The 24,576-nt window shown below is 42.6% G+C and carries 21 protein-coding genes; 18 read left to right on the top strand and 3 right to left on the bottom strand.

What is annotated here, in order from left to right; all coding sequences use genetic code 11:
• The 14 genes from ACRHOZ_RS00205 (at position 1) to ACRHOZ_RS00140 (ending at position 15,526) form a co-directional block, all read left to right on the top strand.
• On the top strand, positions 1-1,104 hold the full coding sequence (locus ACRHOZ_RS00205) for a hypothetical protein (RefSeq protein ID WP_431121077.1): 1,104 nt from the start codon (positions 1-3) through the stop codon (positions 1,102-1,104).
• 22 nt (positions 1,105-1,126) lie between these two features.
• Positions 1,127-2,197 carry a DUF2911 domain-containing protein gene (locus ACRHOZ_RS00200; protein ID WP_431121075.1) on the top strand — a complete coding sequence of 357 codons (1,071 nt, stop codon included), beginning with the start codon at positions 1,127-1,129 and terminating at the stop codon, positions 2,195-2,197.
• Between the two features lie 38 nt (positions 2,198-2,235).
• Positions 2,236-2,928 (top strand): protein-L-isoaspartate(D-aspartate) O-methyltransferase, encoded by a 693-nt coding sequence (locus tag ACRHOZ_RS00195; protein ID WP_431121073.1) that lies wholly within the window; start codon positions 2,236-2,238, stop codon positions 2,926-2,928.
• A gap of 133 nt (positions 2,929-3,061) precedes the next feature.
• A complete protein-coding gene (locus tag ACRHOZ_RS00190) occupies positions 3,062-3,706 on the top strand; it encodes an RNA polymerase sigma factor (protein WP_431121071.1) in 645 nt (214 codons plus the stop codon).
• A gap of 177 nt (positions 3,707-3,883) precedes the next feature.
• Positions 3,884-5,107: a FecR family protein gene (locus ACRHOZ_RS00185; RefSeq protein WP_431121069.1), complete on the top strand. Its 1,224-nt coding sequence runs from the start codon at positions 3,884-3,886 to the stop codon at positions 5,105-5,107.
• A 221-nt stretch (positions 5,108-5,328) separates the two neighbouring features.
• Positions 5,329-8,583 carry a SusC/RagA family TonB-linked outer membrane protein gene (locus ACRHOZ_RS00180; protein ID WP_431121067.1) on the top strand — a complete coding sequence of 1,085 codons (3,255 nt, stop codon included), beginning with the start codon at positions 5,329-5,331 and terminating at the stop codon, positions 8,581-8,583.
• Between the two features lie 16 nt (positions 8,584-8,599).
• Complete coding sequence (locus ACRHOZ_RS00175) at positions 8,600-9,946, top strand: RagB/SusD family nutrient uptake outer membrane protein (RefSeq protein ID WP_431121065.1); 1,347 nt, start codon at positions 8,600-8,602, stop codon at positions 9,944-9,946.
• 110 nt (positions 9,947-10,056) lie between these two features.
• A complete protein-coding gene (locus ACRHOZ_RS00170; protein WP_431121063.1) occupies positions 10,057-11,241 on the top strand; it encodes an exo-beta-N-acetylmuramidase NamZ family protein in 1,185 nt (394 codons plus the stop codon).
• A gap of 79 nt (positions 11,242-11,320) precedes the next feature.
• A complete protein-coding gene (locus ACRHOZ_RS00165; RefSeq protein WP_431121061.1) occupies positions 11,321-11,812 on the top strand; it encodes a DinB family protein in 492 nt (163 codons plus the stop codon).
• 69 nt (positions 11,813-11,881) lie between these two features.
• Complete coding sequence (locus ACRHOZ_RS00160; protein WP_431121059.1) at positions 11,882-12,814, top strand: ketopantoate reductase family protein; 933 nt, start codon at positions 11,882-11,884, stop codon at positions 12,812-12,814.
• Between the two features lie 105 nt (positions 12,815-12,919).
• Complete coding sequence (locus ACRHOZ_RS00155) at positions 12,920-13,192, top strand: type II toxin-antitoxin system Phd/YefM family antitoxin (protein WP_420399707.1); 273 nt, start codon at positions 12,920-12,922, stop codon at positions 13,190-13,192.
• A complete protein-coding gene (locus ACRHOZ_RS00150; RefSeq protein WP_431121056.1) occupies positions 13,189-13,467 on the top strand; it encodes a Txe/YoeB family addiction module toxin in 279 nt (92 codons plus the stop codon). The genes ACRHOZ_RS00155 and ACRHOZ_RS00150 overlap by 4 nt, the downstream gene beginning before the upstream one ends.
• Positions 13,468-13,478: 11 nt before the next feature.
• Complete coding sequence (locus ACRHOZ_RS00145) at positions 13,479-13,766, top strand: ketopantoate reductase C-terminal domain-containing protein (protein WP_431121054.1); 288 nt, start codon at positions 13,479-13,481, stop codon at positions 13,764-13,766.
• An 89-nt stretch (positions 13,767-13,855) separates the two neighbouring features.
• Positions 13,856-15,526 carry an ATP-dependent nuclease gene (locus ACRHOZ_RS00140; protein ID WP_431121052.1) on the top strand — a complete coding sequence of 557 codons (1,671 nt, stop codon included), beginning with the start codon at positions 13,856-13,858 and terminating at the stop codon, positions 15,524-15,526.
• 93 nt (positions 15,527-15,619) lie between these two features.
• On the opposite strand, the gene ACRHOZ_RS00135 is transcribed toward ACRHOZ_RS00140, so the two are convergent.
• Complete coding sequence (locus ACRHOZ_RS00135; RefSeq protein WP_431121050.1) at positions 15,620-16,240, bottom strand: JAB domain-containing protein; 621 nt, start codon at positions 16,238-16,240, stop codon at positions 15,620-15,622.
• 456 nt (positions 16,241-16,696) lie between these two features.
• Here ACRHOZ_RS00135 and ACRHOZ_RS00130 point away from each other — a divergent pair, with 456 nt between their 5' ends.
• Both ACRHOZ_RS00130 and ACRHOZ_RS00125 read left to right on the top strand, forming a co-directional pair.
• The gene (locus tag ACRHOZ_RS00130; RefSeq protein WP_431121048.1) at positions 16,697-17,602 is read left to right on the top strand and encodes a hypothetical protein; all 906 of its coding nucleotides are present in this window, start codon (positions 16,697-16,699) and stop codon (positions 17,600-17,602) included.
• 101 nt (positions 17,603-17,703) lie between these two features.
• Positions 17,704-18,435 (top strand): hypothetical protein, encoded by a 732-nt coding sequence (locus ACRHOZ_RS00125; RefSeq protein ID WP_431121047.1) that lies wholly within the window; start codon positions 17,704-17,706, stop codon positions 18,433-18,435.
• Here ACRHOZ_RS00125 and ACRHOZ_RS00120 read toward each other — a convergent pair.
• The gene (locus tag ACRHOZ_RS00120) at positions 18,425-19,513 is read right to left on the bottom strand and encodes a helix-turn-helix domain-containing protein (protein ID WP_431121045.1); all 1,089 of its coding nucleotides are present in this window, start codon (positions 19,511-19,513) and stop codon (positions 18,425-18,427) included. The two genes, ACRHOZ_RS00125 and ACRHOZ_RS00120, sit on opposite strands and share 11 nt — an antisense overlap.
• 164 nt (positions 19,514-19,677) lie before the next feature.
• Between ACRHOZ_RS00120 and ACRHOZ_RS00115 the strand changes: the two genes are divergently transcribed.
• Both ACRHOZ_RS00115 and ACRHOZ_RS00110 read left to right on the top strand, forming a co-directional pair.
• Positions 19,678-21,222 carry a hypothetical protein gene (locus ACRHOZ_RS00115; RefSeq protein WP_431121043.1) on the top strand — a complete coding sequence of 515 codons (1,545 nt, stop codon included), beginning with the start codon at positions 19,678-19,680 and terminating at the stop codon, positions 21,220-21,222.
• Between the two features lie 131 nt (positions 21,223-21,353).
• The gene (locus ACRHOZ_RS00110) at positions 21,354-23,363 is read left to right on the top strand and encodes a serine hydrolase (RefSeq protein WP_431121041.1); all 2,010 of its coding nucleotides are present in this window, start codon (positions 21,354-21,356) and stop codon (positions 23,361-23,363) included.
• Between the two features lie 96 nt (positions 23,364-23,459).
• Here ACRHOZ_RS00110 and ACRHOZ_RS00105 read toward each other — a convergent pair whose 3' ends face one another.
• Positions 23,460-24,512 carry a DUF4405 domain-containing protein gene (locus tag ACRHOZ_RS00105; protein WP_431121039.1) on the bottom strand — a complete coding sequence of 351 codons (1,053 nt, stop codon included), beginning with the start codon at positions 24,510-24,512 and terminating at the stop codon, positions 23,460-23,462.
• Positions 24,513-24,576: the final 64 nt, after the last annotated feature.

The following is a 24,576-nucleotide window of genomic DNA, read 5'->3' as shown; positions in this document are numbered from 1 at the left end:
ATGATTAAAACATTTCTATTGCCCGTTTTTTTATTGTTTAATCTCGTTTTTGTCCTCGGACAGAAGGTTGTTCCCTTGGATACGGTCCACTTGAAAGTCAATTCCAATTCCTTTATGTTCGAACAATTTAAGGGGGAGGAGACCATTTATTTCAAAGGAGGTACGGTTGGTCTCAAGGATGTTTCCTTTCTGAATGGTACCATTGAATACGACATCTACATTACCGAAGACCGAGGTTTTCCGGGCGTATATTTTAGAATAAACGAGGATGATGCTGAGCAGTTTTATATCCGACCGCACCAATCCGGAAACGCAGATGCCAACCAGGCTACACCGGTGACTAACGGACTTGCCAATTGGCAGTTTTACTTTGGCCCAAAATATTCCTTTCCGCATAAATACAACTTCGACACCTGGACGCACGTGAAGATTGTGGTCAATGAGCGAAGGGCGCAGGTATTTTTGGATCATTCAGAAACTCCTCATTTATCTTGGCAGCTGTTCCACGAACCCAAAGCGGGAGAAATCAGTTTTTCGGGCGGACTTTTCCGTGGCTTCCATATAGCCAATATCAAAATAGACCACCAAACACCAGTCATTGAGAATTTCAATCCTGGAACCCGAAAACCCATTGAAAATGTGATTAAGGAATGGACGGTTTCTGACAAGTTCGAGGAAAAGGAGTTGGACAATCTGGATAATATTGATGGCTTGATATCTCGCCTTAAATGGAATAAAAAGATATATGTGGAAGAAGGTGTTGCTGCAAATATAGCCAGGGTCGTTAAGCTTGATGGCGATGTTCCGGGAAATACGGTTATTGCCAAGTTGACCATTACTTCGGACAAAGATCAAGTCAAACTTTTCGATTTTGGCTACAGCGACAGGGTGGTGGCTTTTTTGAACAACAAACCCATCTACAAGGGAAACAATCGCTTTCGAAGTAGGGATTATAGATTTCTGGGTACCATTGGACTCTTTGATGCTGTGTATCTTGATTTAAAGAAAGGAAAGAATACTCTCTTATTGGCTGTCTCCGAGGATTTCGGTGGATGGCTTGTTACTGGAAGGTTCATGGATTTAGAAGGGCTGAAAATCAAGTAGAAATCAATCTTAAAACGAAATCATGAAATTAAAACTAAAATTGTTCAGCCTTTGTTTTGCCCTAACCGGGGTACTGATATCCAGTGCCCAAGATATGCTGGTGGCCACCAAGGTGAGCCAACGGGCAAGCATAACCCAACGTATTGGCACAACGGATGTAACGGTGGTCTACCATAGTCCTTCTGCCAAAAAACGTAAGATATTTGGTGGCATTGTTCCCTACGATTTTGTTGTGGATGGGGTGGAATATCCGTGGCGAGCGGGTTCCAATCAAAACACAACAGTGGAGTTTACACACGATGTTAAAATCCAAGGTCAACCACTGGCCAAAGGAAAATACGGACTGCACATTTTTGTAAAGGAAAGCGAATGGGTTTTCATTTTTTCGAAGAATTCCGAAAACTGGGGAAGTTTTAGCTATAAAAAAGATGAGGATGCCCTACGGGTAACGGCAACTCCTTCGACAAGTCCGTATCAAGAAAATCTACGATATGAATTCAACAATTTGCAGGTCCAGTCCACCAGGTTAGAATTAAAGTGGTCCACGATAAGTTGCGGAATCGAAATCTCCGTGGATGTCAATGCCAATGTGCTAGCGGACTTAAAGGTCAAAGAAGAAAAAACCGTGGACGATTACATCAAAATTGCCCAATTGATAGTGGCTGAAGATCCTGCTAATGTTGAAGAAGCCTTGTCCTATGTAGACAAGTCCCTTGAAATTGGGGCGGAATTCCGAAATACCATGCTCAAATCTCAGTTATTGGCCCAACAGGGCAAAAATGCAGAGAGTAAGAAATATGAAGATCAGGCCTTGTCTTTGGGAAAAGGGTTCCCATATTTTTATTATTACCCATTGAGCTATATGTTGTTGGAAGGCGATATGCAAAAGACTTATGAACTCTTGTCGGAAATGCTTCAAAAGGAACCCAACAATTGGATCGCCAATTTGGCCATGGGAGAATATTACATCAAAGCCAAAGACCAGCAAAAAGCGACTTTTCATTTTGGAAAGGCCTATGAATATGCCGGGGAGCGATCTAAAAATTACACCCGTTATATGTATCTGTCCAACAAGTTGATTCTGGAGCAATAGTTTTGTAACTTATTGGCTATCAATTCATCTTGTTGGCCATGAGTAGGGCAGTTGTCATCTTGTTTTCTTTCCTGATGTCCCATGCGTTGTTTGGACAAAACAACTATACGGCCCAAAGAAAGCAGATGGTGGAAACCCAGATAAAGGCTAGGGGCATAGATAACTTGGCTACACTTTATGCCCTTTTAAATGTACCCCGACACCTATTTGTTCCCGAGGATTTAAAATCTTATGCGTATAACGACAATCCCTTGCCCATTGGAAATGGGCAGACCATTTCTCAACCCTATATTGTGGCCTATATGACCCAAGCGCTGAGATTAAAGAAGGACCATAGGGTATTGGAGATTGGAACGGGATCAGGGTATCAGGCGGCGGTGCTTGCCAAGATTGTGGATTCTGTTTACACCATTGAGATTGTTGAGCAACTCGCCCAGAGTGCCAAGGAGCGATTACGAAATTTGAACTATTCCAATGTTGTTGTAAGAAGGGGAGATGGCTATAATGGCTGGCCAGATAAAGCGCCTTTTGATGCTATCATGGTCACTGCGGGTGCTGAATACATTCCCCAACCTCTAATTGATCAACTTAAGGTGGGGGGTAGAATGATCATTCCGGTCGGGCCTCACAATCAAGTGCGGCAATTGGTCCTGGTTACCAAAAAGAAAAATAAAGTGCTTAAAAGAAATGTGATGGCAGTGCGGTTTGTTCCTTTTACGCGGGAGGAGTGATGTGCCTCCTCATAAATTGATCGGTTCAACCTCGGTTTAAATTTCAATCAAACACGGCCATTGATTGAACGGATTATTTTATAACTTACAGCAATAAAACTAACTACTACTTGTTGTTTTGCCTTTAAAATCAGTGCATCGGCCTAAGCTCACGACTGAGGATGCAAAAAGTCAGCATGCGTCCAAATCTGTTGGTGAGCCCAAATATGAGGATTCCCAGTTATGGAAAGAATTCCAATCTGGAAGCGAAGCAGCATTTGCCCAAATCTATAGGGACAACGTTCCTTTACTCTACAATTATGGCCTAAAGTTGGTCAAGGACAAGAACTTGGTCAAAGACTGTATTCAAAATCTTTTTATTGAAATCTGGGATACCAAGCATCGCTTGGGAAACGTAAAGTCCATTAAATCGTATCTCATTAAATCGTTAAGGCGAAAAGTGATTTCGGAAACAGTCCGAGGTAGAAAGCTGTACGACAACGCAAAATTTACAATTGCTTCTGAACCGATTGTACAGGCCAAAGCCCATAGTTTGGCAGAAAAACAAGAATTTGATTTGCAAAAACAGCATTTAAAGGAGGCTGTCAAAAAGCTTACGGACCGTCAAAGGGAAATCATCTACCTTAAGTATTATGCCCTTTTAAGTTATGCTGAGATTGGGGAAATCATGTCGTTGAGCAACAAAGGGACCTACAAACTTATGGGAAGGGCGATACATTTTCTTAGAAAATATATGGGGGCCATACCTTCGCTGTTAGTATCCGTTTTGCTGAATTGATTATCTCAGCTCATTAAATCACTCCTCTTTTTTACTTTAATTGAGTTAAACTAATCAACTATATAACAGATATTTATGTTTTAATTTGGAAATTTTCTCATTTTCCATGGGGTACTAATCGCATTTTCACTCTCTTATTAGAAAACAACAGATTGTTTCTGTTCGATTCAAGATTAAATGAAGTACGCTCACTATACCGAAGAAGATTTCATCAAAGACGAGTACTTTCAAAAATGGGTGCTGAACCCAGATGAAATGACATCCAATTTTTGGCAGAATTGGATGACCGCCAATCCAGAGAAAAAAGAACTTGTCCAGAATGCCATACGGTTCATACAGCTTATGGATTTTGACGAGGAAAATCTCACCGATGGCGATTTTGATACCATGTGGCAAAATGTTATCCAACGGAGAAGGGATGGGGACAGGGTATTTGTTCCGAGACCATCCAGGGGATCAAAAAAGAGCTTTGTGCTAAAAATAGCCGCTGTTTTTATCGGCTTGTTGGCAACTTCCTATATGGTGTATCAAAGCGGACTGTTTAACAAACAGGAACACGTGATAGAGTCTGACACCCCAGTTATTACCTTGGAGTTGGAAGACGGTACCATTAAGGTTTTAGACGATACTTCTTCAGGAATTATAACCAATACCAAAGGAAACCAGGTGGTGAACCAAAAGCAGAATATGCTTTTGTACAACAACGAAGGCAAGCAAGAAGCGGAAAGACTTACCTATAACCAACTGTCCGTTCCTTATGGCAAAAAGTTTGAATTGGTACTTTCTGATGGCTCCCATGTCTTTTTAAATTCTGGGTCAAAACTCAGATATCCCGTAAGCTTTTTAAAGGACAAACCCCGGGATGTTTACCTGGATGGGGAAGCTTATTTCTCGGTAGAAAAAGACCAAGCCCGACCCTTTACGGTAATAACGGATGACATGAACACCAGTGTTTATGGTACGGAATTCAATGTTTCCAGTTACAAAAATGAAAACAATACTTCCACGGTGTTGGTGGAGGGTAGCGTGGGCGTATACAAATCAAACAATGCTGAAGGGCAGAAGCCTATCACACTGGTTCCTGGTGGGCGAGCTGTTTTTAAAGAGGGAGCCATAGCAGTGGATCAGGTGAATGTTCAGAAATATACCGCTTGGACCAAAGGGGAGCTCTTTTTTGTGGATGATCGCTTCGAGTTGATTCTTAAAGAACTCCAGCGGCATTTTGATGTAGCCATTACCAATGAATACCACGAGTTGGATGCAAAGAAATTCACAGGAACCTTCTCCAAAGAATCATTGGATCAAATACTACGAATTTTTCAGGAGCATACGCCGTTTACATATACCATCAATCGGGATACGAACACTATTATAATCAACAAGGAACAAGAAATTTTGTAGTGCTATTTCAATGCACAAGAAAAGAGCAGACAAAAAACAACTAAAACTACTATCTATGAATTGAACACCCTAAGAACCAAAAAATCGGAAAGTGTTCCCGCACTTCCCGATTAAGATTTGATCTAAGTCGTAAGAATCAACAAAAATCAAACAAAATTATGAAAAAACTAATGAACTCATTGGTGAGATGTTCCCGCGTCTTACCGAAACTAGATCTCAAAATGAAATTTTCACTCTTGTTTTTCATGGTGGCCCTTTTTCAGCTAAAGGCAGAGCCGAATTACTCGCAAAAAGTCAAGATTGATCTAGATCTAAAAGATGCTCCTATTTCCAGGATTATTGAGGAGATAGAATCCAAAACCGATTTTAAGTTCTTCTACAGCAGGGAGGAGCTGAATTTGGAGCGAAAAATTGACATTCAGGTCAAAAGACAAGAGATACGTAAGGTGCTCGGCAAGCTCTTTCCTTATGGCAATGTCCTTTACAAAATAATTGACCGTCAAATCGTATTGACGAGGAACCAAGACGATGCGCCGACACCCAAGGCTCCAGCTCCAAAATTGGAATTACAGCAAACGTACAGCCTCTCCGGTACAGTAACCGACGAAATTGGGGATCCGCTTCCAGGTGTTACAGTGCAGATTGAGGGAACCAATCAGGGAGCGATTACGGACTTTTCAGGAAATTATGTGTTGCAAGCAGACCTTGATCCAGGCGACTACGTACTTATTTTTAGATCCCTGGGCTTCACCACCCAAGAACTTACAGTGACTTTGGGTTCTCAAACCGAGGTTACAAACGATATTACTTTAGGCACCGACATTTTGGGCTTGGACCAAGTAGTAATTACGGGTGTAGGGGCTTTGACCGCCAAAAAGCAAATTGGAAATACCATTTCAAGTGTTGAAGGAACCGATATTGCAGCTTCCGGCGCGGTTGACATTACAGGAGCGCTTTCCGGTAAGCTCGCTGGTATTCAGGTGTCCCAAAACTCTGGAGATCCGGCGGCGGGTATCAGTGTTAGGTTGCGGAGTGCCAGTACCGTTAATGGTAGTTCCGATCCGTTGTACATTATTGACGGGGTTATTGTAAACAACAACTCCACCGATGTTTTGGATGTGACCAGTGTGGTACAAAACCGACTTTCGGACATTAACCCTCAGGACATTGATAGGGTGGAGGTCATTAAGGGAGCCGCTGCTGCAGCTATCTATGGTTCCAGAGCGAGCAACGGGGTGGTTCAGATTTTTACCAAAAAAGGAAGGTCAGGGAAACCCGTAATCAAGGTGGCCACCAGTGTCAATCTAAATTACCTGAGGAAAAAAAGGGAGTTTAATGAGGAGCCCTTGGACTGGACTTCCACGGATATCACAGACCTCAGTACAGAATCGGTTACCCGTTATGATTATCAGGACATGGTTTTCCAAAACTCCACAGGAACAGACAATTATGTCTCTATCTCCGGAGGTAACGAAAACACCGATTATTTTGCCTCGCTTTCCTATTTAAAGAACGAAGGAATCATGAAATCCACCGATTATGAAAGAGAAGGTGGAAGAATACGCATCAATCAAAAATTTAATGACTGGGCATCTGCATCCGCGGGAATGTATTTTTCCACAAGCCACAGTAACGATGTTCCCAACGGAGGGTACGGCTTCGGGGTTTTGCAGACCATTCTTTTTACGAACAACACCATAAATCCAGCACCTGATGAAAACGGGAACTATCCCCAGATGACCTTTTACCCCAACATTCTGGAGTATATAGAAACCTTCGATTTTCAACAGACCAACAACAGAACGATCAGCGATCTGCAAATCAATTTGTCCCCGACAAATGACCTTAAGATCAATTACACCTTGGGGTATGATAATGCAGAATCCAGAGGAACAAGGTATGTTCCCATCGGGACAACCACAGTGCCCTTGGGTAGTGCCAGTACCACCACTATAAGTGCCAAGCTGTTCAATAGTGATCTGAATGCTTCTTATGATAAATTGATTTCAGACAACCTGAAATCAACCACCACAGCTGGTTTCTCTTGGCAGGCCGATGAAAACATCCTTCGTTCCATACAAGGAACAGGATTGGCCTTGGGCGTACGAACCACTAATGGTGCGGCTTCCATCACCACCAATGAAAACCGCAGTGAGCGAACCTTCTGGGGAGGTTTCTTGCAGCAGACCTTTGGGTTGGACAACAAGCTTTTCCTTACAGGAGCTATCCGATTGGATGGGTCTTCCGTTTTTGGTGAGGACGAGCGAAACCAATTTTATCCTAAGGCGAGTGCATCCTATCTAATTTCCGAAGAGGATTTTTGGATTGATAATCTGTCCAACGTGTTCAGCAGCTTTAAGCTGAGGGGAGCATGGGGGCAAGCCGGTAACCTTACCGCCATAGGTCCTTTTGACAGATTGTCCAATTATTCTGCAGAAAGCATTGACGGGAATTCTGGGTTAGTAGCTCCCGATCTTTTGGGAAATCCAGATCTAAAGCCAGAGCGCCAAACGGAGCTGGAATTTGGTGTGGACATGGCCTTGTTTGATAATAGAGTGGGACTGGAACTCACTTACTATAAACAAGACATTGAGGATTTGTTGTTAAGAAGGAGCTTGTCACCAAGTACGGGAGCTCAATTTAGAGTAGAGAACATCGGAACCATGACCAACAGAGGGTTTGAAGCCATGATCACGGCAACCCCTATCCAGACCAATAACTTTAATTGGTCTGTAACCGGTACATTTTCGACTAATAAAAATGAGGTGAATGATATAGCTGGGGAGCAGTTTGGTATCGGGAATTTCGGATTTTCGGTGGCTAAAAATGGTAAGCCTTTAGGTGTTTTTTACCAAGGTTTTTATGCGAGAAACCCTGATGGCAGTTTACTCTTGACTCCTGAAGGATTACCACAACGGGAGAAAGGAAGTGTTGACGCTGATGGCAACCCTGTTCCGGAAAGGGACGCTAATGGACAACCAAGTGGCGCCAACTTAAGTAAGGTGATCGGGGATCCCAATCCGGATTACATCGCTTCCTTGATCAATGAGTTGAAGTACAAGGATTTCTCTTTTAGAATGCAGTTGGATGCCGTTCAAGGGGTGGATGTTTTGAGCTGGGATCAGCGAATGTTCTATCGCTTTGGAGGTGGCCCTGCCACAGCCGCTGAATTGCGGGGTGATGCAGTCAGGGGAACCGGAAGTGCCAATTTTGGTATTGCGGAATCCTATATTGAAGATGGTTCTTACATCAAGCTTCGGGAGATTTCCTTGGGCTATTTGTTACGTGAGCCATTTACGGGAGTGGAAAGTTTTCAATTCTCCTTGACCGGACGGAACCTGTTCTCCATCGATGACTTTTCAAGTTATGACCCAGAGGTGAACATTGATGCCCAAAGCAATGGGTCTAGAGGAGGGGTCATGGGATTGATTCCCATCCCAGCGGTCATCAGGTTTGGTATAACAGCTACATTCTAATCCAAAAAATTGAAAGATGAAAAATATCAAAATATATACTATAGTAGGTGCTTTTCTAATCATTGCGGGTTTGTTTGTGGCCTGTGATACAGAATTTGAGAATCCCAATAACCCAACAGAAGAAGTAGTCCTACAGACCAAGGATGGACTCTTTGCCTTGGCCACTGGAATACGGCAGTTTTATTCAGTTACCGCATTGCGACAAGTGGTGGAGGCTCCAGGGATTACCACAAGAGAGCTGGGTGTCACCAACACCTTTCTGAATATTAATGAGCTGGCAAAAGGGGGTGCAGAACTACCAGCAGAAAGTGGAGGTATTACCAACCCTTGGGTTGAATTATTAAAAGCCAAAGGAATGGCAGAATCCTTGATTGAGGGCGCCAATACCGTGGAACTCACCGCAGGTACCCGAAGTGGACTTTTGGCCTATGGCAATCTGTTCAAGGCCATGTGTTTGGGAGCCATGGTGCAGATGTTTGAGGAAGTACCCATCAACAATTCAGCCGATGGTGCAGCACCTTTTAGTGATCGGGCAGCAGTATTGGCAGAGAGCATAGCACTTTTGCAGGAGGCAAGGGATGAATTGGCGGGAACCGCAGTTTCAGACGATTTTGCATCTGCTGTTTTGTGGACGGATTTAAGCCTGACCAAGGTCATCAATGCGCACCTCTCCAGATACCATTTATGGGCTGGGAATTATGCGGAATCCATTGCTGCTTCCGATGCTGTTTTAAACGATGGCGATGCCACCAATTCCATGTGGATTTTCGATGCCAACAACCAAAACCCCATTTGGAACAGAACCGTAAACTCTACGGATCTAAAACCTCAGACCAATTTTGGTCTACTAGGCGCATTTATTCCAGAAGCGGGAGACGGACGTATTGCCTTTTACTTGGGTGCCGATGCTGGCTTTGCCAATGCCGATGCTGGAGGGCAGGCCATTAGCGAAATGTTGGGCTTTGCGGCCACCAATACGGCTCCGTTCCCCATTTATCTGCCTGGGGAAATGATGCTGAACAAGGCAGAAGCTTATGCCAGACAAAATCAGCTGGGCAATGCAGTGACGCAAATCAATCTGGTACGTCAAAAAACAGATGACCCTTTGGGGGTGAATGCCAACCTTCCTGCTTGGGGAGGTGACTCAGGAAGCCAATCCGAAGTAATGGATGAAATCTATAAGAATAGGGCCATTGAACTGTTCTTGACCGGACTGCGTTGGGGAGACCACAAGCGGTTTTATCCAGATTTCTCCGTTCCGCAGGCGGCCAATACCACCAATGAGCGAAACAGGAATTTTTATCCATACCCGACCATTGAAAGGGAGAACAATCCGAATACACCGGCAAACCCTTCTATCTAAGAATGGTTTTTTTGAGTAGTTAGTTTAGTTACGGTACGGGGGCAACGGCGTAGTTGCCCCTGTACAATTCCTGACTACCCTAAATTGATTTCAACCAAAACAACGAACAAATGAAAGTCTTATCAGGTCTTGATGTTCTGACCCAGGACAAAAGCCTTCAGCAACAATATAAGGGAAAGGTCGCCCTGCTGTGCCATAACGCATCCGTGGATAGCACCTATACCCATGCCACCATTCGGTTTAAGGAAATGTTTGGCCCCAGGTTTATAAAACTGTTTGGCCCCCAACATGGTTTTTCTACTGATGTGCAGGACAATATGGTGGAGACCGATCATACCATACATCCCTATTTTCAAATTCCTGTTTATTCCCTCTATTCGGAAACGCGCATTCCAACGGATGAAATGTTGGAGGACATTGATCATATCTTTGTGGATCTTCAGGATGTGGGCTGTAGGATCTACACCTACATATATACGCTTACCCTGTTATTGGAGAAATGTGCCGACAAGGATATTCAAGTAATCGTACTGGATCGCCCCAACCCCATTAACGGGCAAGATATCGAGGGGAATCTGGTGGAGGCTGATTTTGTGTCCTTTGTGGGCTTGCATCCCTTGCCCATTCGGCATGCACTCACCATTGGTGAGGTGGGGCTGATGCACCAAAAGCTGTGGGCTAAAAAGAAAGCGAAGCTTGAGGTCATTCAAATGAAAAATTGGGAGAGGGCCATGTATTTTGAGGATACCCGCTTGCCTTGGTTTTTACCATCACCCAATATTGCACGGCCTGAGAGTACCATCACCTTTGCTGCCACTGTTTTTCTAGAGGGTACCCAGCTGAGTGAAGGTCGAGGCACCTCGCAGCCTTTGGAAATTGTGGGACACCCAAAAATCGAACCCTATTCTTTATATGAAAAACAAATTTCCCAAAGCATAAAGGCATCCAAACTACAAGGATTTGAGCTGAGGCCCATAACTTTTCTACCCACCTTTCAAAAGCACGGGAACACGGTCTGCGGTGGGTTCCAAATCCATGTAACGGACAGGAAGACTTTTAAACCCTGGCGGGTAGGGCAGTTTGTAATCAGGGAGTTGTACCATGTGCTGGGGGAGGATTTTAAATGGAAACAACCACCCTACGAATACAACTATGACCAAAATCCCATAGATGTGATCAACGGTACGGACAAGCTCAGAAAATGGGTGGAACGTAATGATTCTGTTGAGGCATTGGATGCTTTTGAACACTTGGAAGAGTACAAAAAGAGTTTTGATGCCGTCAAGCTGTATTGATAAATGATCGTGGTTGGTAGGCAAGTGTAAAGGCCTTATCTTTCCATTGGGAAGAATCAAAATAATCCCAATATAAACCATGACCTATTCACCTCAAGATGGATTTCCGTATTATCTGGATCTGGCTGGCAATTCTGATTGCCAAATCCTTTTTGCGTCAACGGCCACGCTGTCTTTTTTGGAAACGATAAGCGAGGAAAAGTCCACTTTCCGCTATGCGGCGGGCAAATGGAGCATCAAGCAGGTGGTGGGGCATATTGTGGATCATGAGCGGATTAAAATGAGCCGTGCCTTTTGGCTGAGCCGTAACCAACAACTGCAACTTTGGGGGTATGATCAGGTGGCTTTGGTGCAAAACGCTAGGTTTGATGAACAAACCTTCCAAGAGCTGTTTACCGATTACAAAAACGTGAGAGAGGCCAGCCATAGTTTTGTGTGTTCCCTCTCTACGGAGCAATTGCAGATCAAGGGCAAGGCCAAAGATCAGACGGTACCCCTTTCGGATTTTCTACGAACCATTATTGGGCATGAGCTGCACCATATCAACATTCTAAAAGAAAAGTATCTGTAGCATCATTTGGGCTGGCATTGACTGCGGAAATATGCTTAATTTCAAGCGACGTTTTCAAATGGGGAAATTATGGGTGCTACACGAATCTTGATTGCCGGAATAGGAGGGGTGGGCGGCTTCTTTGGAGGCTTGCTTGCCAAACAATTTGAGGACAGCCCAAGGGTGGAAGTGAGTTTTTTGGCGCGCGGAGCACATCTAAAGAAAATTCAAGAAGCTGGCTTAACGGTTATTGAGGGCGAGGAGCAATTTGTGGCCGTTCCTAAATTGGCCTCGGACAATGCCAGCGAAATTGGCGAGGTGGACTATATTATTGTCTGCACCAAAAGTTATGATTTGGAGCAGACCATAGAACAATTGGCTCCCTGTATTGGCCCACAAACGGTGATCCTGCCCCTGCTCAATGGGGTGGACTGTAGGGATCGCATCCAAAAATTGTTGCCCAACAATCTGGTGTGCGATGGCTGCGTGTACATTATTGCCCGACTCTCCCGCCCTGGGGTGGTGGAAAACTTGGGCAACATTAAAAAGCTGTTCTTTGGGATGGAAGGTGGTTCCGATGCCCGACTGTATGCCCTGGAAAATATGTTACGAATGGCGGGGGTAGCCGTGACCCTGACCCCACATATTGAAAAGATGATCTGGGAAAAGTTTGTCTTTATCTCGGTAATGGCAACGGCCACCACCTATTTTGATGCCCCTGTGGGCCCCATTCTAGCCGATACCGAAAAACGAAACACCACAATAGCCTTGGTAAACGAAGTGGCCCAAGTGGCCCAGGCAAAGGGCATAGCCATCTCCACAAATATGCCCGAAAAGGTGCTTGCCAAACTGGAAACCCTGCCCGGCACGGCCACCTCTTCCTTGCATTCTGATTTCCAACACAAAAAAACCGATACTGAAGTGGAGAGTTTAGTAGGTTATGTGGTTACAGCTGCACAGCTCTTTAGTGTTGAAGTGCCAACTTACCAGAAGTTGTATGTAGAAATCCAAGGAAGAGAGTAGTATGTTGGTTCAGCACTAGTGGTCTCAAAAACCTTGCGCTTGTATTTCTGGTATATATTTTGTACGTTTACATGTACAAAATTATGTGCATTCTAATCCGTTCTCATGAGAGCCATAACCATATCCGCTTTGCGAAAAAACATGAAGAAGCATTTTGACTTTGTCTCCAAATCCTTGGAGATCATTGTGGTGCCGCGAAGTAAAGAAGAAGATGCCGTGGTGATCATGCCGATCAGTGAGTACAACGCACTGAAGGAAACGGAACATTTATTATCCACAAAGGCCAATAGGGAAAGGCTTAGGGAATCTATGGAGCAAATAAATAATGGGGATTTGATCCAATACAACGAAGACGAAATTGAAGCTACCCCTGAATGAACATTAGTTTTACCGCCCACGGATGGGAAGATTTTGCGTATTGGCTGGAAACCGATACAGATACCGCCATCAAAGTAAAGGAGCTTTTACGATCTATTAAACAAAACCCTTTTAAAGGGTTGGGCAAGCCTGAGCCGCTAAGACATGGGTTAAAAGGTTTTTGGTCTAGACGAATTACCGGGGAGCACCGATTGGTGTATAAGGTAACGGGCAAAAAAGGGGTTGACCAACAATGCATTATCATCCAATGCAGGTTTCATTATGATGAGAAATAGGGCACTACAGATTGTCATTCCTGCGACAGCGTGCCGCCAAAAGCTTTAGCGGTGGCGTAAAGCAGGAATCCATTGGAATAAGGTTTGGATTCCGCATCAAGTGCGGAATGACAATGGGCCGCTTAAAAAGTTTATCCCAAGTGGCCACCTCTTTTTTACATTCGGATTTCCAAAACAAAAAAGCTTATACTGAAGTGGCGAGCTTAGTAGGTTATGTGGTTAGTGCCGCGGAACGGCTGAGTGTTGAGGTACCCACGTATCAACAATTGTTTGCTCAGATTCAAGAACGGATTTCTTAAAAAGTAGGAAAATCAGGTATATATTCTTTAAGTATATTGGTACATTTAGATGATTTTAAGGAAATACTAATAGAAAACAAATTGGATTAGTGATTAAGAACATTAAACTTAGATTCGGGGCACATCCAGATAGTCCTAAGTTATCTGTTGAAACAACCCCCGTGACTATTTTTGTTGGGCCAAACAATTCAGGCAAAAGCAAACTGCTATCGGAAATACATCAAATATGCCTTGAGGGATTTGTAAAACATACCTGTAAACTAATAGAAGACCTATCATTCGTAGGAATTGATTCAGAACATCTAGCCAATGAAATTGAAAAGCATACAGTAGAGCCAGGTCCATCGGACAGAATATTTAAAGGTCATATCCTGTTTGGTAATGGTCTTATTAAGTCACAGGTACCGGAAGACATAATTAAACTGTTTCTTCTAACGCCAAACGAGTTTAAAACTGAATTCTGTAAATATTATTTAAAACTGAAAACGCTAAAACTAGACGCACTAAATAGAATATCTATAATTAATCCGCAGGAGCTAGGTGATTTACAACAAGTTCCTCGTAATTATTTGGTAACGCTTTTTAAGGACGACAAGAAAAGACTTGAGACTCGCAGGATAATATATGATGCATTTAAACTCTATTTTGTAATAGACCCTACTATGGTAGGAAAATTAAGAATAAGATTATCTAAAGTTAAACCAAAAAATCATCAAGAAGAAAGAGGATTACATGAAGAGGCAGTCGCGTTTCATAACGAAGCACTTGAAATAAGTCAAGCAAGTGATGGAGTGAAAGCTTTTACTGGAATAATAACTACTATAATTGCGGGTAATCCGAAAGTAACCATACTTGATGAACCAGAAGCATTTTTACACCCTTCTTTGTCTTATAAACTTGGAAAGGAAATATCTTATTCAGTCAAAAACAAACCGAACAGATTGTTTGTTTCCACTCACAGTTCTAATTTTTTAATGGGTTGCATCCAGAGCGGTTCCCCGATAAACATTGTCAGACTGACATATTCCAATGAAATTGGGACGGCAAGATTATTGGATAAAGATAAAATCGAATCTTTAATGAAGGATCCACTTTTGAGGTCAATAGGTGTTCTTAATGCTTTGTTTTATAAAAATGTAATTGTTACTGAGGGGGATTCAGACCGAGCATTTTATCAAGAGATAAACGAAAGGCTTAACCATTTTGAGCAACAAAATTCAATTGACAACTGCCTGATAATTAATGCTGTAGGGAAAGATACTATTTACAAAATTATAAAACCTCTTAGGGAAATGGGTATTCCGGCAGTTGGAATATATGATATTGACATTTTAAAGAATCAAGGCAGTAATTGGACTAATGCCTTAAAGTCATCTTATGTGCCAGAAATAAGTAGAACTCAGCTAGGACAGGCAAGAACTTTATTGAAAAATAAATTTGCAGAACTTAACTTAGATATGAAAAATGATGGTGGTATAAATGCTTTACCTCATGAAGAAAAAGAGGCTGCAAATAATTTATTCAATCAGCTGGAGGAATACGGAATTTTCACTGTACGTATAGGTGAAGTAGAGCATTGGTTATCCGAATTGGATATTGAGGTTCATAAATCTATGTGGATTTCCAAAATATTTGAAAAAATGGGATCGGATTCGGATAGTCCAGATTATGTGAAACCTGCAGACAACGATGTTTGGGCGTTTATGAAGCGTATAAACAAATGGATGAATGATGACCAGCGTAAAGGAATCCCAAAGTAAGGTTTTAAACAAACTATAGTAAATGCACCTTATGATGAACACAAATTCAGTTGTGAAAGATTTTTGGTTTCATCCTAAACATTAGAAAAACCCCTACAACCTCGCTATCTCAGCATCACTCAACCCAGTAATTTTTTTGATAATTTCAGAATCCAAACCCTCGGCCTTCATTTTCTTGGCAATCTCCAATTTATTTTGCTTAATGGCCCTTTTCTTTTCGGTATCGATCTTCCATTGTTCCAGCTCCTTTCTTTCGGGGCCCATGATCTCAAACAAACCAGAGTTTTTTAGTTTGTCCATAATCCCCTCGTCGGCAAAGCTGGCATAGTCATCCTCGGTAATGATCAGGTGGTCTGCCACCTCAATATTGATCAGCTTGCCCACCTTGAACAAACGGTCGGTCACGTTCTGGTCTGTTTCGGAGATCTCCAAGGAGCCACTGGGGCGGTTGTGCACAAAGATCACTTTGGAGGCCAGTTTGTAAATGGCCATTCTAAACACATCTGGCGGGTCTACGTTTACCCTGTTAACGGCACCCAGGGCAACCAGCTCAATAAACTGGATCTTATTCTTGCCATTGAGCCCCACCACCCAAAAATGTTCTTGGTTGCGGCGGATCTTGTTTTCGCGCAGCAATATCTGCTGCATTACATGGTACACATCAACAGAATTTAAGACCTTAATCTTCTGTTCTTTGGTAAGATGGACGTTCATACGCTACATATAAAATTTGTGGGGCATGCTGCGAGAGGTCAATAGCGCCAAAAAGATACAAACTATAAACTGTTTATTTATACTTTAACCAGAGTTCTATATAATATTTGTCAGGTCGAGCGCAGTCGAGACCTACTTTGGACAAACGGTTTTTAAGACTTCTCAATGCTCCTTCGACTGCGCTCAGGATGACATCTCGAAGTGACGTTTCCCGTAGTTTTTGGAATCCTGCTTTGGCTTGCCCTATGGCTCAGGATGCCCGGTCTACAGCAGGTGCTCCCCTGGGTTTCCAAGAGTTAAATTATCCGGTGCTGCCAAAAGGACATGGGTGACAAATGGTCTTAAAAAAGCTAATTGTCTCATTGTTAGCTTAACGGAAAATTATTGCATTTAGGGTACGGTTATTGCTTGATTTTTTTCTCATTTATCAAATCAAAAAACAATCAAGATTTCCCTATGGATTTTAAAATTCCCAGCTTTTCGCTAGCGCTTTTGGCGCTCCTTTCCGCATGTTCCAATGACGATGACACCAACACCATTGATCCCGCAACCGAGATACATATCCCGGATTCCCAGTTTGAAACCAAGTTGATCAGTTTGGGGATTGACTCTGATGGTACAATCAATGAGAAACTCCTTAAAGCAGATGCAGCCCAGGTGGAGTATCTGGATATCTCCAGTCAAAATGTATCAGATGAAATTCATGACCTTACAGGTATTGAAGGTTTTACCAAATTGAAACGACTTTTTGCCATCGGCAACCGCTTGTCCGCAATCGACTTAAGCCAGAATGTGCTTTTGGACACGCTAAATTTGGCCGGAAATGATCTGACCACCATAGATTTGAGCAAGAACACCGAATTGCTGCTGCTGGATTTAAAAGTAAATGACCTGACCAAGGTATCTGGTTTGTCGGCGGCCACAAAATTGGACATGCTCAACCTTTCCTTTAATTTTTTGGAAACCTATACCATAGAAAACCCAAGCTTGGTGCATATACTGATCAGCAACAACCAACTGCAGACCTTTGACACCAGTTTGGCAGTGGCTTTGGAAAGTATATATGCGCCGACAAATAAAATAGCCCAATTGGATCTTACCCATAACCCTTTGTTGGAGACCATAGATGTAGGAGATAGCCAATTGACCCAAATTGATTTTGGCGAAAAGGAGCACCTGAATTATCTATCCTGTTTTAGCAACTTGTTGACCACATTGGATGTCAGCAGTTTTGGAGCACTAGACTACCTGAGCGCCAACCGAAATCCAGATTTACTGTGCATTAAAATCAAGGATGGCCAGAACATTGATACGCTTAAATTATCGGAATATCAGCAAACCAGTGAGGCCTGCGAGTGGTAGGCCACCTAGTTGGTGGAGCACTTTTTTTTGTCTGAAAACCTGTTTTAGGCCTTACTTTAGAACTGGGTGATCGAGTTTTGGAAAACATCAATCCAAAACACATGAAATCCAAAGTTTTAAGTCTATGTTTCGTCGTTCTTTTTGCTATTTCCAACGCCCAAGAGCGGGAAGTTGTGTTGGAAAAGGGAATGATCGTTTCATTCATTGCCTCCAGTTTTCACAATCAAGAATCCCAGCAAAACGCCTCGGCTTATTTTGAGAAGGTGTTTCCACTGGCACAGCAATATTCCTTTAAGCCCTTGGTTCAGTTCAACACCATACAAGTGGTGGAAAGGCACTTTATGGCCAGCGTATTGGGGATGTATTCTTGGGATTCCCAAAAACAGTTTGATGGCTTTCATAATGAGAAAAGTTGGCCAGAACTTAAGGCAACAAGACCCTTGTATTGGAAGAACCTAAGGTCTGTGCACATTAAGATACGTGATGCAAAAACATTGCGTTTTAGCACTGACAAAGTTTATAGAATAACCTATATCTGGCTTCATGATTTTAAACACTCAGGAGAGAACTTGCACAAATATCTTATTCCAATGCGAAAGGTCATCCATCGTTTGGGCGGTAGGCTTGTGGTGGGTTTTGATTCCCGTGAAATAGCAAGTATGTCCAGCCTGAACAATGACAGAATCCCAGATAGGATAGCCATCACGGAATGGCCCAATGAAAATACCCATCAACAATATATCGCAAGCCCTGAATTTAAGGAATACAGTAAATTCTTTTTCTCATCGGTAGCCGAATTTGAAGCTTTTGACACCAAAATCGTTACTCAGTAATATAGGGGTTATCCCCATGTTTCTGGAGCACAGATGACCTAAAATCCGAGGGGGTTTGGCCGGTAAATTTTTTAAAGGTCTGATTGAAAGATGACCTGCTATTGAAACCAACATCGTACATGACTTCAAAAATCCGGATGTCGTTGTTGGGCTGCTCTAGGATATCAACAGCGCGGCGTATCCGGTATGCATTGATGTATTCCTTAAAGTTGATATTCAGGTTTTCATTGATTACCTGCGAAATATATCTTTTTGGAACTCCAATGCTTTCGGATACCCCCACCAAACTGAGATTGGGATCCAAATAAGGGCTTTCTTCCCCCATAAACTTTTCCAATTGTTCCAGAATGTGCCGGGATTCTTGATTGGTAAGGTTTGCATAATAGTACTTGGGTGATCTGGGAATACTTTCCAAAATTCTCTTTACATCAGCAAAAATCACAGGTCTGGAGAGAGCCGTGAATACCATTCCTGAAACAAAGAATAACATATAAACAATCTCAGCTATATAAAGCGCGGTACCTAGGCTGCCTTGCCCTTTTGAAAAAGTGAACAACACAACAAGATGTTGTAAGACAAGAATTGAAAATGACAACACAAGATATTTGAGCCATTTCAGGTTTGCCAAGTTTTGGTTGGCTGCGTAAATGATGGATAGTGAGATAATCAAGTAGACCAGAAATGAACCGTAAATGGGCAGGGACACCCAATAGTCAAAATACATATCCACGGACGATTCGCGATGCAGTCTTGTTGTAAATACCCATAAAAATAGTGGGTATGCCGGGATTGTCAAGTGCAGGTAATCAACAGTTGCCTTGGGATTCACAAAGCACTTGGTATAGATAAAAATTAAGGGGCCGTAAACAGATAAGAACATCCAACTGAGCCCATAGCCAGGATAATCGGGAAGTACTTTGCCAAAGATAAGATTGCAAAAGTGAAGGGCGATTACAAGGATAAGCACCTGCAAAATTCTGGACTTCCTGTCTTTTACGGCGTTCCTAAAAAGGTAGATGGCAAAAAGAAGACTCTGAATGACCACCATTCCCATCAAAATGAGTATCAAATTGTTCATCTGTTCGGTACACTTACTGGTGACACACCATTGTGGGCGTTGCTTCCCCCAAGCTAGCATTAAATTATTTAATCGGTTAAAGGAAATGGGACTAAAACACCTTTTGATACATAAAATGACTCGGTCTAGGATATATTAAAGTTCAAATTTATGACAGCAAAAACATGTGCCGTATACGCCATCTTTTCAAAAGAACTATACCCTTGAATTGCCATCGGGTTTCAAAGAATGGAGCATTCCGAACCATTCCTTTTTTTCTTTTGTTTTCGATATTGGCTCATTGCCAAAGTCCAGCACCGGCGAACAGCCAACTAAACTACACCGTAAAGGTAAGCCCGGAAAATGTTCGTTACGTTGAAATAAGTGCAGAGCTCTATGTAACAGAGCCTTACCTTGAAATGGCCAGGTTTGGAATTCCGTCACACATCCCCAACGGATGGGCACACTTTGTCCAAATTAAATCCATTAAGGACGTAAATGGCAGTGAAATTTCCTATCACTGGAATTCACTTCGGAAGAAATGGCGTTTAAACACGTTGGCCCATTCAAAAATACAGCTGAACTATGTGGTAAAATTAGAACATGATACATATGAATGGAATTCGGTGGGTGGTGTGGACGGAAGACCAACAGTAGTAGCAGAAAGTACCGCATTTTGGGTGTCGAAAGCACTTTTTATATACCCAAGCGGAGTCCAGGAAAAAGAAGTCATCATAGCATTTGATATAACAAATGGATGGAATGTTTCTACACCTTGGCAACAACTGGAGGATCAAGAGTTTAAGACAAAAAATGTTGAAACTCTTGTGAACAATGCCCTTATGATAGGCAGGCATGAAGAACGTCTGATCTACCATGATGAGATGTCAATTACATTGGCTGTGGTACCAGACTTAAAACATAGCGTAAATCTATTGGAAAAAACACTTGGGAAAATATTGCCGGTTTACCGGGACATTTTTGGTGAGCTTCCCAAAGCCAATTATTTAATATGCGCTTCCAAGCACTTTTTTGAGGATGGGGAGGCATTCTATAACAGTTTTCATCAAATGTTTGTGGACAAAGACTTGGAGGAAAGGACAATTGTTTGGGGCAATGTACTCGCCCATGAAATGTTCCATTATTGGAACGGCACGAGGTTTCTAATAGGAGATAACGTGAATACGAACTCCTGGTTTTCAGAAGGGTTTACGGAGTACTATTCCAATTTGGCATTGGTTCGGTCTGGACTAGTTGAAAAAGAAGAATATTTGAGCAAATTGGCGTATCAGTTTTCAAGATTTTATAGTTCACAAGCACTTGGTGATAATCATCCAAACCTGTTGGATGCGGGTAATGAAAAAGGCAAAAATTGGCACCTGATATATGGCGGGGGTGCCTCGATTGCATTTATTCTTGATATTGAGATTAGAACCCTAAGCCAAGGAAAAAAATCGCTGGACGATTATATGAGCGCGCTTTATATCAAATATGGAAAAACAGGAGTGAAACTAGGTCTACCACAACAAATTGATGAGCTTAATGCGTTGACTAATACAGATTTCACTCCTTTTTTTGACAAATATGTAATAGGAAATGAATTCTATTTGATTCCCATCCTACAGGCTTGCGCAAAAGCAGGCCTGACTGTGGCACAGTACCAGGGGGAATTCTATCTGAAGCCAAAGTCTGGGGACATTGTGTTCAACCGCTTGATTGAAAGTCGTTAGCATAAATAGGGCACTCAATAGAAAGGATAAACGCGTTATTGACCTGGAATGTTCCTGAAAAAGAATTATTTCACTACTGTAACAGTTTGATTTTTAAGGACTCATTAGTGTAACAACTAATAGACCACATCATGAAAAAATCCCTTTCCTGTTCACCTGCCCAAGTACTTTTTTATGCTTTTTTACCGACCATTTTTTTGATATCCTCTTGTAAAAATTCAAAGGAAGCAACTATAATGGACACCGATGCCGCTATTGCTTACGCCGTACCGATGGACAACATCACTTTGGATGGAAATCTTTCGGAATGGCCAACGGACATTATTTCTTATCCCATCAAAAATGCGGAATTAGGTGCAGCACCTGACAGCCATGAAGATTATGACGGTAATTTTCGCATTGGGTATAATGCGGCAAAAGGCGAAATATATATTGCCATGGAAATTGCAGATGAATCCTTGGTCATAGAGTCCCCTGAGTTGTCTTTTTGGGACAATCAGGATGGATTGGAGCTTTATATTAACGAGAAAAGTTTAAAGACAGGATCACCGGTAACCCAGTACAGCGAATACGGGAACGACCGCAATGCTTACGGGGCAAGAACTGCCTGGGACAAGGTGGAGATGGCAAAAAATGTAACGGATACGGGAAAAACCGTTGAGTGGAAGGTAAAACTGGACCGAAAAATTGAGGAGGGCATGTCCATGGGAATAGACCTAGTAGTGGTTGACAAAGACGAAGACGACAGCTTTACCTGGTTTTCTTGGGGCAGGGGAACACAAAAAGTGGCAAACCCAGACCGATTGGGCAATGTAATTTTTATAGCAGATGCCACAGAAATTGGCTTGGTGAAAGGCAAAGTGGACACCTCTGGAGTGAACGAAACTCCCGTTCCCATTAGTATTAGAATGAGCAGTCTGGACAATGAGAACATGTGGGTTCAGACCGTGGTGGATTCCACAGGAAATTTTTCCGTGCCCTTGCCCATTGGGGATTATCAAATAGAAGTACCCACCAAAATTGTACAGGTTGATTACCGATTCCACAGAATGGCCCCAACAGCGCCTGTAACTTTTTCACTGGGTAAGGATGGCCATGATTCCATTCCCACCTTGGTGGTCAAGATGCTTCCCGAACCTGACCTGATTCCAGAAAAAGGGTTGCTGCATGATTTCAATGAAGAATCTAAAAAACAAGTGGATCAAATTATTGAGGGCTATCAGGAACATTACAATATTCCTGGTGTCTCGTTGGCTTTGATCAAGGATGGAAAAGTGGTGTATCATAAAACCTATGGGGTAAAGAATTCGGTGACCAAGGAACAAGTTGATGACAACACCTTGTTTGAGGCTGCCTCCATCACCAAACCTGTTTTTGCTTATGTGGTGTTAAGGTTGGCAGATCGAAACATCATTGACATGGACAGGCCATTGCATGAATATCTCCCATTTGAGCAGCTTGAGGAATACCCGGAATATAAAAAGATGACAGCCAGACACGTATTGATCCATCGTAGTGGTCTGCCCAACTGGGGAATTGATATGATTGCCGAACCAGGAGAAAAATACGGGTATTCGGGGGAAGGTTTTGAATATCTAAAGCGCGTGGTGGTGAAAATTACGGGTAAAACCATTGAGCAAATTCTTGATGAGGAATTAATAGCACCAAATGGATTATACCACATGGAATTTAGCGATAGCGAAGCATTACGAGAGGTGGTATCCGATGGACATGTGGGAGGACATCCTACCCATTGGGACATTCCACAATACGCTGGCATGGCTTTTAGCATGCATACAGAGGCCAAGGCTTTTGCCAAATATGCCCTTACAATTCTAGAGCGAAAAGGGTTGAAACCAAGTACCTATTCTGAATTTTTGGAGATTCACACCGAATCAGAACCTGAATACTGGAATAATGCGGACAAGAAAGAGGGTGCAGGTCTCGGTATTTTTGTTCGGGAAACGGATTATGGCAATACCTTTTACCACGGTGGAAACAACGGTGATTTCAAATGTCAATTTGAAATTTACGACAAGTTGAAAATGGGCTATATCATTTATACCAATTCTGATACTGGAAGTGAGCTTACCATAGATGCCTGGCAAATCTTTGGTGAGGGGAAGAAACAAGAGAACTAGTTGTGCTTCATGGTCTCATCTACGGTCACTTAATCCTGTTTTTAATGCTGGAAAGCCATTTGGATTTGTGAAAGGGGAGAAGCCATGTTCATGCTGCTATTTTAATACACCAACAATTTTATCTTGATGCGCTGCGGGTTTTACGCCGACCACGATGCGCTCCACAATTTGCTTGGCCGTGGTCAAGGTGGAGAGGTCGGTATAGATTTCCCCTGTCTGACCTGAATGATGCCCATGCCCCACCAATTCCATGAGATAATAACTTTTGCCATCGTCCATGTGGATTGGAGTTTCAAAAATTATGGAAGGTTGCCCCAATTGACCCGTACCATTGTGGTAGACATCATCATCTGGGAAATCATATTCGGAATAATATTCATTGTCATCGAACGCCACGTTGATTTCAATTTTCAAAACAAAGGCATCCGAACGCTCGACGGAAGAAAACAGCTTAAAGTTATCGATCAAAGTTGCTCCCGAGATGGCATCGGGCAGGGGGTCAGTGCTTGTGGGAACGTACATTCCATCTGCATAGACCACCCCTCTTTTGTGCGACCATACTGGTAGGGCGTTGACCCGTCTATACTCCCCAACGGCATCTTTGTTCTCATCAAAAGTCTTGAAGTTTTCCTTGCTTCGGCCACCAAAAAACAATCCCTTTGCCGTTGCTTTTGAAACAAAAACGGTTTCCAGATAGTTTCCTTCGGAATCTTCGGTCCAAATGGCCATTTGCGGATGCCAATAATGCTCTGATCGTAAAAGGTCGATGCTGAGTTCAACTTCTTGTTCATTGCCCATTTCAACCACCAGGTACTCGGATAGATTGACTTCCTTTCCTGAACTTGCTTTTAGTTTGGCCCCATAGTCCATCATGGATTTGAAGGGCTTAAATTGATAAAATGCGGCTAAGAAAAAAATAGCCAATATCGCAGTTATCGGATACAATAGCTTGGATTTGCTATAGGTTTTTAGTGGTCGGAAATTATTAGTGAAATGGAATAGCACTCCAAGCGTGAAGAGTCCACCGAAAACCGTATGCAAGGTTGCCACTGTTCGGGAATATACTTGTACATAGGACAGTATTCCCGTAATCAATAAAACTAGAAAGCTCAGGGCGATGGACAGACTTATTATTTTTCGTAAAGTCATCTTTTTAGTGGTAGATGTGCATAGGTATGGTCCCCAGTTATTTTTGAGGTACCATACCTGAAAC

This window comes from Flagellimonas flava (genome assembly GCF_050617915.1).
GTDB classification, from domain to species: domain Bacteria; phylum Bacteroidota; class Bacteroidia; order Flavobacteriales; family Flavobacteriaceae; genus Flagellimonas; species Flagellimonas flava_A.
This window is presented reverse-complemented; position numbering and strand designations above follow the sequence as displayed.

Coding starts and splice junctions, on each gene's coding strand:
- ACRHOZ_RS00205 (WP_431121077.1), top strand. CDS start 1: ATGATTAAAACATTTCTATTGCCCGTTTTTTTATTGTTTAATCTCGTT.
- ACRHOZ_RS00200 (WP_431121075.1), top strand. CDS start 1,127: ATGAAATTAAAACTAAAATTGTTCAGCCTTTGTTTTGCCCTAACCGGG.
- ACRHOZ_RS00195 (WP_431121073.1), top strand. CDS start 2,236: ATGAGTAGGGCAGTTGTCATCTTGTTTTCTTTCCTGATGTCCCATGCG.
- ACRHOZ_RS00185 (WP_431121069.1), top strand. CDS start 3,884: ATGAAGTACGCTCACTATACCGAAGAAGATTTCATCAAAGACGAGTAC.
- ACRHOZ_RS00180 (WP_431121067.1), top strand. CDS start 5,329: ATGAAATTTTCACTCTTGTTTTTCATGGTGGCCCTTTTTCAGCTAAAG.
- ACRHOZ_RS00175 (WP_431121065.1), top strand. CDS start 8,600: ATGAAAAATATCAAAATATATACTATAGTAGGTGCTTTTCTAATCATT.
- ACRHOZ_RS00170 (WP_431121063.1), top strand. CDS start 10,057: ATGAAAGTCTTATCAGGTCTTGATGTTCTGACCCAGGACAAAAGCCTT.
- ACRHOZ_RS00165 (WP_431121061.1), top strand. CDS start 11,321: ATGACCTATTCACCTCAAGATGGATTTCCGTATTATCTGGATCTGGCT.
- ACRHOZ_RS00160 (WP_431121059.1), top strand. CDS start 11,882: ATGGGTGCTACACGAATCTTGATTGCCGGAATAGGAGGGGTGGGCGGC.
- ACRHOZ_RS00155 (WP_420399707.1), top strand. CDS start 12,920: ATGAGAGCCATAACCATATCCGCTTTGCGAAAAAACATGAAGAAGCAT.
- ACRHOZ_RS00150 (WP_431121056.1), top strand. CDS start 13,189: ATGAACATTAGTTTTACCGCCCACGGATGGGAAGATTTTGCGTATTGG.
- ACRHOZ_RS00135 (WP_431121050.1), bottom strand. CDS start 16,240: ATGAACGTCCATCTTACCAAAGAACAGAAGATTAAGGTCTTAAATTCT.
- ACRHOZ_RS00130 (WP_431121048.1), top strand. CDS start 16,697: ATGGATTTTAAAATTCCCAGCTTTTCGCTAGCGCTTTTGGCGCTCCTT.
- ACRHOZ_RS00125 (WP_431121047.1), top strand. CDS start 17,704: ATGAAATCCAAAGTTTTAAGTCTATGTTTCGTCGTTCTTTTTGCTATT.
- ACRHOZ_RS00120 (WP_431121045.1), bottom strand. CDS start 19,513: ATGAACAATTTGATACTCATTTTGATGGGAATGGTGGTCATTCAGAGT.
- ACRHOZ_RS00115 (WP_431121043.1), top strand. CDS start 19,678: ATGTGCCGTATACGCCATCTTTTCAAAAGAACTATACCCTTGAATTGC.
- ACRHOZ_RS00110 (WP_431121041.1), top strand. CDS start 21,354: ATGAAAAAATCCCTTTCCTGTTCACCTGCCCAAGTACTTTTTTATGCT.
- ACRHOZ_RS00105 (WP_431121039.1), bottom strand. CDS start 24,512: ATGACTTTACGAAAAATAATAAGTCTGTCCATCGCCCTGAGCTTTCTA.